This window comes from Arsenophonus endosymbiont of Apis mellifera (assembly GCF_903968575.1).
GTDB classification, from domain to species: domain Bacteria; phylum Pseudomonadota; class Gammaproteobacteria; order Enterobacterales; family Enterobacteriaceae; genus Arsenophonus; species Arsenophonus apicola.
Genome location: NZ_CAJCFU010000036.1, coordinates 16,284 through 29,367, shown reverse-complemented (window position 1 = coordinate 29,367; position 13,084 = coordinate 16,284). Strand labels below are relative to the sequence as shown.

Sequence of the window (13,084 nt, the reverse complement as noted above, 5' to 3'; positions counted from 1 at the left end):
TCCGTTACTTTCCTTTAAATCAGCCCCAAAGTCGCGACACACTTCACCTGCATACTGATGAAATGCTTTGTAGTGCAAGCCACTGAGTACTTTCTTTCGGTACTTAGTCACAAAGACAAGGTGAACATGTAAAAGAAACGCTGCATGTCTTGAACGGTTGATTTTATATTTTTGCATTGAAATTAACCGGATATACGGTAAGATAGTGAGATAATTTACTACACACTGAGTAATAATGCTAATTCTAAAAGCCTACAAATTCAGACTCGAACCAACCGAAAAACAGTCGCAACGTTTGCGGCAGTTGTGCGGATGCGCTCGTTTTATCTGGAATTACGGGCTAGCAGAGACGCAACGCATTATTGAATCCGGCGGTAAACTACCGTCAGCGTTTGAACTAAATCGGATGCTCACAGAATGGAAAAAAAAGCCGGAACATTCCTTTTTGCAAGAAGCCTACACGGATAATCTTCAGCAGAAACTCAAAGATCTGCACGGGGCATGGAAACGCTGCTTTGATAAAAAACTGGCAGCAAAAGCTCCTGTATTTAAAAGGAAAAATGACGGGCGTGATTCAGTTCGTTTTGTTAATTTTGATAAATATTGTCAGCTCGATAATGGCAGAGTGAGATTACCGTCAGGTTTGGTATGGGTAAAGTTCCGGCAGTCGCAAAAGCTGTACGGTAAGATTAAAAACGCAACCGTTAGCCAACATGCGGGACACTGGTATATATCGTTTCAGGTCGAACTGGAAATGGACATTCAGCCTCATTCGTCAGCAACAATGATTGGTTTGGATGCAGGTGTAACCAGACTCGCCACGCTGTCAGACGGCACAGTGTTTGAACCTGTAAACAGTTTTAAAACCAACCAAAAAAAGCTGGCGAAATTCCAGCGTCAGTTAAGCTGTAAAGTTAAATTCAGCAATAACTGGAAAAAACAGAAGCGAAAAATCCAACGTCTCCACTCGCATATAACCAATATCCGCAAAGACTACCTTCACAAAGTCACCAGTGAAATCAGCAAAAACCACGCGATGATCGTCATTGAGGACTTAAAGGTCAGTAACATGTCGAAATCGGCAAAAGGTACACAAGAGCAGCACGGACGGAATGTCAGGGCAAAATCAGGACTTAACCGTTCGATACTGGATCAGGGTTGGTATGAAATGCGCCGTCAGCTTGAGTACAAGCAGCTATGGCGCGGTGGTCAGGTATTAGCTGTGCCTCCGGCATATACAAGTCAACGGTGTGCATGTTGTGGTCATACAGCGAAAGAAAATCGTCAATCACAAAGTAGATTCGAGTGCCTTGAGTGCGGGTATACAGAGAACGCAGATATCAACGGAGCTCGTAACATTTTAGCGGCAGGACATGCCGTGTTAGCCTGTGAAGTGAACGGTGCAGTAATGCCGTCAGCAGCAGGAACCAGGCTTCTGAGCGATCAGATAGTCTCCGACTAACGGGAATCCCCCTCCTGAGTCACGAAGTGTGAAGGTGGGGGAGGATGTCAACATTTTTGTCATTTCTTTGTGAATCACGTGTTATACTGTATATAGTTATTTGTTTTTGTTCATAAAGTTATCGTTTTTTACTGGTGTTGGCAGTCAACTTGGCATATATTTTTGACTATTTCTATCATATTGGTGTGATTTTAATAGCCCTATTTTGATGTTTTTATTTTATGCGTTTGAAGTAAATCGCCGCTGTTTTTCAGCGGCGTTGTTAATTATGTATCTACTCACTACTCACTAATTTATAAAAACATTTGCTATCGATGTCTTATATTTTAATTTAGCTTCCAAGGGGATATGGTTAGGCTTTCTCAACCGTATAGGCTAACCTCTACCTCCTTTAGAGGTTGAGCCGCTTAAAGCCCAAATTAATATAATAAAAGTTTTAAGATACGATCGGTATTTGAATGAGCCATCTTTAGTTAACTAATTAGATAATAATTTTTTAATACAGGATAAATAATACTATTAGAAATAAATTCAGAACCTTCTAATGTTAAGTATCCATAGTCCCAAACGATAGGTATATTATGATTATCAATTTTTGCTAAACAAATATCTCTGTCACAACGTGTATCTAAAATAGAAATAACAATTATATCTTTATTTTTATACTTTGCCTTTATAGCACCATTAGTTTTGAATAAATTATAATCGAAAATTACTTCGTTTTTGTCACAGCAAAAGTGCCATTTTAACTAAGATTTATCAATAAAGTAGAAATAACGGAAGTTTGAACTCAGATTTTAGATCGACAACCATTAAAATTAATGGCTGTTAACGCTATTGTATTATCGTTTTAATTTATTTGTAATTTATAGTACATATTTCTTTTACTTGGTAGCAACGCCAACAATAATGTATTTCCAATCATTTGGAGTAATTTTTGCCACGACATCATCAAATTTACTTAATATTTTTCGTTGCTTTTCGTTTCTTCCAAAACATGAAGTAACCCCAAATGTTTTATATTTTACAGATGAGAATTGATTTAAAAATAACATCATTTCATTTATTGAAACATATCTCCAGTTATCACCCCATTTTACAAATTTTTTTCTCATCAACTGATGTAATGGTGATGCAATAAGATTTTCTATGAACCAAAATTCACCCTCTTTTCTTAACGCACGATATATTTCAGATATGGCAATTTTTTGGTTAGTAATATTATCATCATAACCTAGTGCTCCTAGTATGGATTTTGACATGATGACATCTAATTCATTTTCGTATGGAATTTTTAGCACATCCACTTCTTTATATTGTATTAATTGACTAACACTATATTTTTTATGCTTTCGTTTGGCATCATCAGTAGGTCCATCTTTATCGGAGCATATAACGTTTGCTCCATTCATTGCAGCCCATAATGACAACCCACCATTTCTGCTGCCTAACTCCAATACTAAAGCGTTATCAAGATTTATATCGCTGTTTTTTGGCCAGTAATTTAAACATTTTTTCCAGTTATCTATATCCCATTCAATAATATCTTTAATTAATCCACTTTTCATTTTGAAACCTTCTTCGGTGTTCCTTTAGTTAACAGCTCACATGTTAACTGAAGTGTATGTATTTACTGTTTCGGGTTTTACAGCTTTTATACGCGGCATACTATTTTTAACCAATGGTGTATTAAGGTGCAATTTTTGATTTATTGAGGTTTAAATGCTTTAGCGTTTACAAAATTTACTGCAAACAATGGCTGGGGTACCAGGATTCGAACCTGGGAATGCCGGAATCAGAATCCGGTGCCTTACCGCTTGGCGATACCCCAATCGGGGATAGTTGATATAATAGTTGAAATTTATAATATGGCTGGGGTACCAGGATTCGAACCTGGGAATGCCAGGATCAAAACCTGGTGCCTTACCGCTTGGCGATACCCCAACTTAATAAACGATAAACTAACTAACATCTATAAATTGGCTGGGGTACCTGGATTCGAACCAGGGAGTGCCAGGATCAAAACCTGGTGCCTTACCGCTTGGCGATACCCCAACAAGAATATAAACTATTTTTATAAAGAATGGTGCGGGAGGCGAGACTTGAACTCGCACACCTTGCGGCGCCAGAACCTAAATCTGGTGCGTCTACCAATTTCGCCACTCCCGCAAATTATGGTGGCTACGACGGGAATCGAACCTGTGACCCCAGCATTATGAGTGCTGTGCTCTAACCAGCTGAGCTACGTAGCCATCTTTTTGCACAACCTTTATTGGCGTTGCGGGGCGCATTATGCGTATATCGCCCCGAGTCGTCAACTGATTTTTTTACGATTTACACAGAAAAATATCTGTTTGTTTGGCTTGTAATCATTTTGTCGATAAAATCGACAAAAAATAACGGTGTTATCGCCAAATAATAATAGCTTGATATGGCAAATATAAAAACTAATTAAGTTAAGACATTTTTGCTAATGAAATAAACGATGCTTTTTACTGCAATGATAGTGATAATCTTCATTAACAACCAAAAGCATTTATTAATTTATTGAGATAAAAAGTTAATGTTGATTGAGCAATTTATTAGTTAGCGCATAATATTGTATATCTAAGCTGCAACTTTTGCAGCGATTAATAATTGCTATTGTGTATTAAAAATTTTTAATTAATAGATAAATGTTATTTGCAGCATAAATTTTTTATATTGCTGCTAGTAAAAAATATCCAACAATGTATTACACCGTTATTGCTATTCAAGCAAATGTTGCAAAAGTTCGCCGTTTAACATAGCACGTTTAGTTAATGCGAAAGCGCCGATAGCTGAATTATGTACCAGTTGTGAAGTAACAATCGGTAAATCATTACGAAAATCTTTTAGTGCTTGGGTTTTGATACAGTTTTGCATGGCGGGTAGGAGAACTTTTTCGGCTGCTGTGATTTCCCCTGCAATGACAACCTTTTGTGGATTAAATAGGTTAATAATAATGGCAATCGCTTTACCAAGATGATGACCTACATGTTTAATTACTTCAATTGCTAACGGATCGTTTTTATTTGCTGCCTGGCAAATTGCTTTAATAGAACAATTATTGGGTTTTAATTGGCTTGGATAATTTTGTTCAAGTTGTTGCCTAATTCTATTTTCAATAGCGCTATTAGCTGCAATTGTTTCCAGACAACCAAAGTTACCGCAATGACAACGCTCACCTAATGGATCTATTTGTATATGACCGACTTCACCCAGGTTATAACGGTTGTTCAATAAAATTTCACCTCCCATAATCACACCTGCTCCAGCGCCATGATGGATGCGTACAAAAATTGAATCGGCGCAATTTTGTGTTGCACCGAAATAATGTTCTGCCAGTGCAAAACTACGAATATCGTGACCGATAAAACAGGTCATTTTGAAATGCTCTTTCAGATTACGCAGTAACTGCCAGTTATGTACTTTTATATGGGGCATATAATGGACAATTCCTGCTTTAGGATTGACTAAGCCCGGTAAAATGACTGAAATAGCAATCAACTCGCGATTAGGACGTTGATATTGTTGAATGAAATTTTCAATAGCTGCGATTAAATGATTTTCTATTTCTTGTTGGCCGGTTTCGGGTAATGGTGAATGGGCTTCAGCAAGCATTTTGCCGTTTAAGGCGTAAAGTGCTAATGTACAATCACGACGACCTAATCTTACGCCAATGCTATGAAAATGTGATGTTCAGAGATAATTGAAATGGGTCGGCGACCTCCGGTGGAGGCTTGTTGAGCGACTTCTTTAATTAAGCCGCGCTCAAGTAATTGGCGCGTTATTTTGGTTACACTAGCAGGCGCCAGTTGGCTCTGTTCTGAGATCTGAATTCGAGAAATAGGGCCATTCTGATCAATAATTCGATATACCACAGCACTATTTAATTGTTTAACTAAATCAATATTACCAATTTGTTTCAAAATGTAATTGTGACTCATCAGTATATATGCTCGTTACAGTTCGATTTCACGGCCATTAACAATGGTTTTACGGATAATGAAGTCGCGATTAAATACGATAAGGTTGGCAACTTTATCTTTTTCTATGCTCCCAAGTTTTTTGTCGACACCAATAGCACGAGCCGGATAAAGTGTAGCCATTCGTAGCGCTTCATCTAATGCAATACCTACATGTTCAACGCTATTTTTGACAGCATCTATCATCGTTAAAGATGAACCGCTTAATGTACCATTTTTATCAACACATAATCCATCACGATAATATATGGTTTTACCAGCAAAGGTAAAATAATCCATTTCATTACCATTAGGATCAAGTCCAGCAGGTGCGGTGGCATCTGTTACTAGAATTAATTTATCGCCTTTTAATTGTTTACTATCACGAATATTAGCCCAGTGAACATGTAAACCATCGGCAATAATTCCAGCATATACATTTGGTGTATTGTAAATAGCACCAACTAATCCAGGAGCACGACCTGAAATAGCAGGCATAGCATTGAAAATATGAGTTGAGAATTGAATACCTGCCTTGAAACCATTCTGAGCCTCTTCGTAAGTTGCATTGGAATGACCGGCTGAAACAACAATACCTGCTTCAACTAATTGATGAATATATTTTTCTGCAACTATTTCTGGTGCTAAGGTAATTTTAGTGATCACATCGGCATTTTGACATAAATAGTTGATCATTTCGGCAGAAGGTTTACGAATATATTCGGTATTATGTGTACCTTTTTTGACTGGGTTAATGTAAGGTCCTTCAATATGTAACCCTAATGCCTGATTTTTATATTTGGCCAGATAATCACGCATCGTTTCTATGGCTGTTTTGATCAACGGATCAGGGCTAGTGATCAAGGTAGGTAGGAAGCTAGTACAGCCATTTCGTTCATTGGTTTTTTGCATAATCTCCAGCGTCTTAATTGAGATATCTGCTGGATTATCATTGAATTGTACGCCACCGCAGCCATTAACTTGTAAATCAATAAATCCTGGCGCGAGAATGGCATTTTGTAGATCACGAATTTCAATATCCTGAGGTAATTTTGCAATTGGACAAACCTGTTTTATTTGTTCTTTTTCAATAATAACTGCATGATTGTCAAGCTTTTCATAACCTGTATAAATAATGCAGTTGGTTAATGCATACATGATATTTTACTCTTTTATTAGGGACAGAAAATAGGATAATCTATCAAATTATTAGCCTATTTTTAGCTAGGCGATAGTATTGAATTTTACTATCTTAATTTAACTAGCAAATTGATTAATGATGTCAGATTCTAATTGACGGAAATATTTTAAAGTTTTTACTTTTAACTCAAGGGTTGCTGGTTCATCACAAACCAGGGCTGATTTTGCATGCATTTGTAGGCAACTAATCGTCCACATATGGTTAATCGAGCCTTCTACCGCAGCTTCAACGGCTAATGCCTTATTGGCACCGGTTGCCAGGACTAAAATTTCTTCGGCATCAAGTAGGGTCCCAACACCAACCGTGACAGCATATTTAGGCACTAGATCGATATTGTTGTCAAAAAAACGAGAATTTGCCTGCCGAGTCTCTGGTGTTAGCGTTTTGATCCGGGTTCGAGAAGAAAGCGATGAAGCTGGCTCATTGAAGGCTATATGGCCATCACTACCAACCCCCCCCATGAATAGATGTATTTTACCATAAGACTTGATTTTATCTTCGTAACGTTTACATTCAGCGTCGATATCTTTTGCATTACCATCAAGTAAGTTAATATTATTTTTCGAGATATCGATATGGTTAAAGAAATTTTCATACATGAAAGTATGATAGCTTTGGGGATGATTCTGCGGGATCCCGACATATTCATCCATATTGAAAGTAACCACATTTTTAAAACTAACTTTACCTGCCTTAAAAAGATTAATCAGCTCATGATAAGTAGCTAGAGGTGTTCCGCCTGTGGGCAGTCCTAATACAAATGGATGTGCAGCCGTTGGATTGAATTGGTTAATTTTATTTGCAATGTAATTAGCGGAAAAAAGACCGACATTTTTTGCAGTTGTTAGAGGAATCAGCCTCATTATTTTTTACCTCACTTAATTTTGCTGCATATCAGCTATATTTTAATGATTTTGTATTATTCTTTGCTATTAATTCAGTTTTTATAACGCAAAGATTGTCTATTTGTTAACGTCTGAAATCTAGTAAAAATAAGATATTTTTCATAAAAAAAAAAGATTTTTTGTTTAGCCACTATTTTAATCAAATAACAGAGTGACATTTAGACTTTTATCACAACTTTAGCTGATTTAATTTGTGATGCAAAATAATAGGGTCTAAGTGACTTAATGATAATATATGCAAAAAATTGAATATTTATAATATTTAGCCATAAGATCTCAGTAATGAGGTTATTCAAGGGGAAAACAGAGTGAATGTGTTAAGTTATTTGCAGCGAATAGGTCGTGCTCTAATGGTACCTGTTGCTGTGTTACCTGCCGCTGCCATTTTAATGGGGATTGGTTATTGGATTGATCCTAACGGCTTAGGGGCTAATAGTACCATTGCCGCTTTATTGTTCAAATCTGGCGCGGCAATTATAGATAATATGTCAACCCTGTTTGCAATTGGTGTTGCTTATGGTTTGTCGAAAGATAAAGATGGTTCAGCGGCATTAACCGGTTTTGTTGGTTTTTTAGTGGTAACCACCCTATGTTCTCCGACTGCTTTTTCGATGATCATGGGCGTTGCTAGCGAGCAGGTCCCAGCGGCATTTAACAAAATTAATAATCAGTTTATCGGGATATTGGTCGGTGTATTGGCTGCGGAACTTTATAATCGCTATAGTGGTGTCGAGTTACCAAAAGCTTTGTCGTTCTTTAGTGGCCGCCGTTTAGTACCTATATTGACTTCATTTTTGATGATCCTGGTGTCCTTCGTTCTGATGTATGTTTGGCCATTCATTTATAATGTATTAGTGGTGTTTGGTGAAAATATTAAAGATTTGGGTTCATTAGGTGCCGGTATTTATGCTTTTTTCAATCGTCTGTTGATCCCGGTTGGATTACATCATGCATTAAATTCAGTATTTTGGTTTGATGTGGCGGGTATTAATGATATTCCCAACTTTTTGGCGGGAGCTAAATCGTTGGCAGCAGGTATGGCCGAAAAAGGGATTACGGGGCGTTATCAAGCTGGATTTTTCCCCATTATGATGTTTGGTTTGCCAGGCGCGGCATTGGCCATTTATCACTGTGCCCGCCCGGAAAATAAAGCAAAAGTCGCTGGTATCATGATGGCGGGTGCTTTTGCCGCCTTTTTTACTGGCATTACTGAGCCACTCGAATTCTCATTTATGTTTGTTGCGCCGATTCTTTATGTCATTCATGCGCTATTAACTGGATTTTCTGTTTATATTGCCGCTGCAATGCATTGGATCTCGGGTTTTGGCTTTAGTGCGGGTTTAGTCGATATGTTACTGCAGAGTCATAATCCATTAGCAGTGCATTGGTATATGTTGATTTTCCAGGGTTTAATTTTCTTTGGTTTATATTATGTCATATTTCGTTTTGTGATTAATAAGTTCAATTTAATGACTCCTGGTCGCGAAATGACAAACGAGCAGCAAGAGGTTGATGATTATGACAAAGATATCACGATCAGTGATAAAAATATTACCCATGAAGCATACCAATATCTTGCGGCGGTAGGGGGAACCGATAATTTAACAGTAATCGATGCTTGTATTACTCGTTTACGTCTAGGTGTAAAAACCGTTGATATTGTTAATGATGATTTGGTAAAAAAATTGGGTGCATCAGGCATTATTCGTTTAAATAAACATAATGTGCAAATTATTGTTGGAACGCGAGCAGAAATGATAGCAGAAGCAATGAAAAAGATTGCCGCAAGAGAAGTTGTTGCACCATCAAATTTTGTTGAGAAAGATAATCGACAATCAGCACTAAAAGTAAAAAATAAACCTGCTGGGCAAACGATTTTAACGTTGGTTGCGCCGGTTAGTGGTGAAATTTATTCCCTTGATGAAGTTCCTGATGAAGCTTTTGCCAGCCGTATTGTCGGTGATGGTTTAGCGATCAAGCCAACGAATGGTGAGGTGTTAGCGCCTGTCGCGGGTAAGATTGTAAAAATTTTTGCTACCAATCATGCTTTCTGTATTGTGACGAATGAAGGTGTTGAAGTGATCGTTCATATGGGTATTGATACTGTGGCGTTAAAGGGGCAGGGTTGCGAGCGTTTAGTTGCAGAAAATAGTGACGTAAAGGTAGGTCAGCCAATCCTGAAACTAGATCTGCCTTACTTAGAGCAGCATGCTAAATCAATGATAAGTCCAATTATTATCAGTAATATTGATGATTATCAGGGATTGACAATAGTGGCAACGGGTGAAGTAATCGCGGGAATAACGCCAATTTATGATATATTGAAGTGATGTGTTTTATTATTATGATTTGATATAATAACCGTAGAATTAATAATGGATAAAAACGGGAAGGGTTATGAACCTCCCGTTTTTCCTTTATGCGCTTTTCATTAATTCAATAAAGCCTAATAATATGTGTTAATAAACGGTTGTTTCTAATTCGGATATCGTAGATGATAAAAGCGTTATTAACATGCTTTTGCATTGAGGAACTATGACAATGAATGAGGCAGATACTCGCCCAACAAATTTCATTCGCCAGATTATTGATGAAGATTTGGCTACAGGTAAACATACTCATGTACATACCCGTTTTCCACCTGAACCAAATGGTTATTTACATATTGGTCATGCGAAATCAATCTGTCTGAATTTTGGTATTGCTAAGGATTATCAGGGTCAATGCAATTTGCGTTTTGATGATACTAATCCAGTTAAAGAAGATGTTGAATATGTTAATTCTATTCAAGAAGATGTGAAGTGGCTAGGTTTTAATTGGAGTGGTAACGTTAAATATTCGTCAGATTATTTTGATGACCTTTATCAATATGCTATTGAGCTGATTAAAAAAGGCTTAGCTTATGTTGATGAATTAAGTCCTGATGCTATTCGTGAATATCGAGGAACTTTAAAGCAGCCAGGTAAAAATAGTCCATATCGTGATCGCAGTATTGAGCAAAATTTGCAGCTATTTGACAAGATGCGAGCGGGTGAATTTGAAGAGGGTAAGGCCTGTTTGCGCGCTAAAATTGATATGTCATCTCCTTTTATAGTTATGCGTGATCCGGTTTTATATCGAATAAAATATGCTAAGCACCACCAATCAGGTAATAAATGGTGTATTTATCCAATGTATGATTTTACCCATTGTATTTCGGACGCATTAGAGGGGATTACTCACTCACTTTGTACCCTTGAATTTCAGGATAATCGCCGCTTATATGATTGGGTATTAGACAATATTACCATTGATTGTCATACAAGACAGTATGAGTTTTCACGTTTAAATCTTGCCTATACGGTGATGTCAAAACGTAAACTAAATCAGTTAGTGGCAGAAAACAGGGTTGAAAATTGGGATGATCCTAGAATGCCAACTATTTCAGGTTTACGTCGGCGTGGCTATACGGCTGCATCAATTCGTGAGTTTTGTCGGCGTATTGGCGTTACCAAGCAAGATAATACGGTTGAAATGGCAGCATTGGAGTCTTGCATTCGTGATGATCTAAATGAAAATGCACCACGAGCCATGGCGGTATTAGATCCGATAAAATTAGTGATTGAAAATATGCCCGCTAGTGAGCAGATGCTGACAATGTATAATCACCCGAACAAACCTGAGATGGGTACCCGTCAAGTCCCATTTAGTCGAGAACTTTATATTGATCGGGCTGATTTTCGTGAAGAAGCTAATCGGCAATATAAGCGCTTAGTTTTAGGTAAAGAGGTGCGTTTACGTAATGCTTATATTGTACAGGCTAATCGGGTTGATAAAGATGCAGCAGGTAATATTACTACGATTTATTGTACTTATGATGCTGATACATTAAATAAAGATCCTGCCGACGGACGTAAAGTCAAAGGGGTTATCCATTGGGTAAGTGCATTACATGCGCTGCCAGCAGAAATCAGGTTGTATGATCGCTTATTTACGGTGCCTAATCCTGCCGCAGAAGAGGACTTTTTAGCCGTTATTAATCCAGATTCTTTAGTGATTCGGCGTGGGTTTGTTGAACCAAGTTTAATTACCGCGCAAGCTGGAAAAGCTTATCAGTTTGAACGCGAGGGCTATTTTTGTGCTGATAGCCATGATCATACGGCTGAACAGTTGGTATTTAATCGCACGGTAGGGTTAAGAGATAGTTGGGCAAAAATAGCCAGCTAAGAAATTATATCATTGATAGTCACTATAAAAAGCGTGGTTGATAACCACGCTTTTTTTATTAAAAAGAAGAGAGAGGGTTTATTTGGGTAGTATATTTTTTAAATAGAAAAATATGGCTTTAAGTCATAGATTTCTAGTTGGTTAAAACAAGATAATCACTCTTTGGCAAATATAATTATTAAACTGACCCATTGGCCATTAATAAGGATGTTATGCCATGCCAAACTTTATCAATTCAAGCTATTTAATAAAAAATGTGTTTTTGCCTAAAGAGTCGCAGCTAATATCTCCTAAGGACAATATGCTCTCTCCATTAAAGACTATCCATAATAGTAATGTGGAAATATTACAACAAAAAACGTCGTTAAATAAGTTGCATACTTGTCAAAAATTAAGTCTCCTGTTAAATAAAGCCAGCATCAAGCAACATTATCATGATGCGTTATTAGCTGATTTTGTGTACAACCGTAACCTTGCCACATTAGAAGCCACCCAGTGGGGGATCGATCGTGAATTGGCCAGCTTCCTATCTAAAAAGAGCAATATAAAACTGTATCCGCAGCATGGTTTATTAAATGATAGTAAAACCGGATTAGTCGCTTATATTTTTCACAATAAAGTTAGGCAGGAAATTCGCTTAGTTTTTGGTGGTACCACCAGTGGTGAAGCGGTAAGTGGTGGAGCGCCGCGTTATATGAAGAATCCGAGAACTTTTATTAATCAATGCAATGCGAATATTAATAATGTGTTTGGTGACATTCCTGCTTGTTATAAGCAAGCTAGCCAGCTACTGCATCATTTGCAACTACTTATGCAACATGAGAAATGGCAAAAATATAGTCTTTCAACCAGCGGTCATTCATTAGGCGGAGGCTTAGCCGCTTATTCTGCGCTGAAAGTATCTACTACAGAAAAGGCTATTCGAGCAGAATGTTTTAGCAGCGCTCAACTTGGCTTAGGTTTACAGAACGACTTGTTAGCGCAATATAGCAATTTAGCCAACTTAAAAAAAGTTAAGGCTAATATTAATCACTACTATATCGATGGTGATATTATTCCAAAGTTAGATAAATTTTTTGCGGTTGATCATATTGGTAGCGTTAAAATTATTCCGCAGATAGCGGAGAAAAAAGATAGCGCCTTAGCCGCACATAGCAGATATGTAAATCATATTCGTACTTTGTATCAGCAAGCAGTTTGAGAACATAGCTGCTAGCGTTTTTTAACCCTATTTTTATCAGTGTTAAAATATTTCTTTGATGTAATGAATACATTTTCAAGCTGTGTGCGCAGGATTGTAAAAGAGAAATAAACGTTATTGACG

General features: G+C 37.4%; 8 protein-coding genes, 5 tRNA genes and 1 pseudogene. 4 read left to right on the top strand and 10 right to left on the bottom strand.

The window, feature by feature from the left end; translation table 11 throughout:
- The coding region (locus H1X92_RS04485; protein ID WP_180558337.1) for a transposase at positions 1-177 on the bottom strand (177 nt) is incomplete at its 3' end.
- Between the two features lie 58 nt (positions 178-235).
- Here H1X92_RS04485 and H1X92_RS04480 point away from each other — a divergent pair.
- Positions 236-1,462, top strand: coding sequence for an RNA-guided endonuclease InsQ/TnpB family protein (locus H1X92_RS04480; protein WP_180558336.1), 1,227 nt, complete (start codon positions 236-238; stop codon positions 1,460-1,462).
- An 884-nt stretch (positions 1,463-2,346) separates the two neighbouring features.
- Here H1X92_RS04480 and H1X92_RS04475 read toward each other — a convergent pair.
- The 9 genes and pseudogenes from H1X92_RS04475 to nagB form a co-directional block, all read right to left on the bottom strand.
- Positions 2,347-3,030: a methyltransferase domain-containing protein gene (locus tag H1X92_RS04475; RefSeq protein ID WP_180559032.1), complete on the bottom strand. Its 684-nt coding sequence runs from the start codon at positions 3,028-3,030 to the stop codon at positions 2,347-2,349.
- A 188-nt stretch (positions 3,031-3,218) separates the two neighbouring features.
- Positions 3,219-3,293, bottom strand: a tRNA-Gln gene (locus tag H1X92_RS04470).
- Positions 3,294-3,331: 38 nt separating this feature from the next.
- A tRNA-Gln gene (locus H1X92_RS04465) sits at positions 3,332-3,406 on the bottom strand.
- A gap of 36 nt (positions 3,407-3,442) precedes the next feature.
- Positions 3,443-3,517 (bottom strand) — tRNA-Gln (locus tag H1X92_RS04460).
- Between the two features lie 29 nt (positions 3,518-3,546).
- Positions 3,547-3,631 (bottom strand) — tRNA-Leu (locus tag H1X92_RS04455).
- A gap of 6 nt (positions 3,632-3,637) precedes the next feature.
- A tRNA-Met gene (locus H1X92_RS04450) sits at positions 3,638-3,714 on the bottom strand.
- A gap of 496 nt (positions 3,715-4,210) precedes the next feature.
- A pseudogene (gene nagC / locus H1X92_RS04445) lies at positions 4,211-5,430 on the bottom strand (DNA-binding transcriptional regulator NagC).
- 15 nt (positions 5,431-5,445) lie between these two features.
- The gene (nagA, locus tag H1X92_RS04440) at positions 5,446-6,606 is read right to left on the bottom strand and encodes an N-acetylglucosamine-6-phosphate deacetylase (RefSeq protein WP_180559031.1); all 1,161 of its coding nucleotides are present in this window, start codon (positions 6,604-6,606) and stop codon (positions 5,446-5,448) included.
- A 99-nt stretch (positions 6,607-6,705) separates the two neighbouring features.
- Positions 6,706-7,512, bottom strand: a complete 807-nt coding sequence (gene nagB, locus H1X92_RS04435; RefSeq protein WP_180559030.1) for a glucosamine-6-phosphate deaminase — start codon at positions 7,510-7,512, stop codon at positions 6,706-6,708.
- Positions 7,513-7,862: 350 nt separating this feature from the next.
- Between nagB and nagE the strand changes: the two genes are divergently transcribed.
- The 3 genes from nagE to H1X92_RS04420 all read left to right on the top strand — a co-directional run bounded on the left by nagE (position 7,863) and on the right by H1X92_RS04420 (position 12,961).
- Positions 7,863-9,884: an N-acetylglucosamine-specific PTS transporter subunit IIBC gene (gene nagE / locus H1X92_RS04430; RefSeq protein ID WP_180559029.1), complete on the top strand. Its 2,022-nt coding sequence runs from the start codon at positions 7,863-7,865 to the stop codon at positions 9,882-9,884.
- Between the two features lie 211 nt (positions 9,885-10,095).
- Positions 10,096-11,760, top strand: coding sequence for a glutamine--tRNA ligase (glnS, locus tag H1X92_RS04425; RefSeq protein ID WP_180559028.1), 1,665 nt, complete (start codon positions 10,096-10,098; stop codon positions 11,758-11,760).
- A gap of 217 nt (positions 11,761-11,977) precedes the next feature.
- Entirely contained in the window at positions 11,978-12,961 is a 984-nt protein-coding gene (locus tag H1X92_RS04420; RefSeq protein WP_180559027.1) for a lipase family protein, read from the top strand.
- The last annotated feature ends 123 nt before the right edge of the window (positions 12,962-13,084 follow it).

Coding starts and splice junctions, on each gene's coding strand:
- H1X92_RS04480 (WP_180558336.1), top strand. CDS start 236: ATGCTAATTCTAAAAGCCTACAAATTCAGACTCGAACCAACCGAAAAA.
- H1X92_RS04475 (WP_180559032.1), bottom strand. CDS start 3,030: ATGAAAAGTGGATTAATTAAAGATATTATTGAATGGGATATAGATAAC.
- nagA (WP_180559031.1), bottom strand. CDS start 6,606: ATGTATGCATTAACCAACTGCATTATTTATACAGGTTATGAAAAGCTT.
- nagB (WP_180559030.1), bottom strand. CDS start 7,512: ATGAGGCTGATTCCTCTAACAACTGCAAAAAATGTCGGTCTTTTTTCC.
- glnS (WP_180559028.1), top strand. CDS start 10,096: ATGAATGAGGCAGATACTCGCCCAACAAATTTCATTCGCCAGATTATT.
- H1X92_RS04420 (WP_180559027.1), top strand. CDS start 11,978: ATGCCAAACTTTATCAATTCAAGCTATTTAATAAAAAATGTGTTTTTG.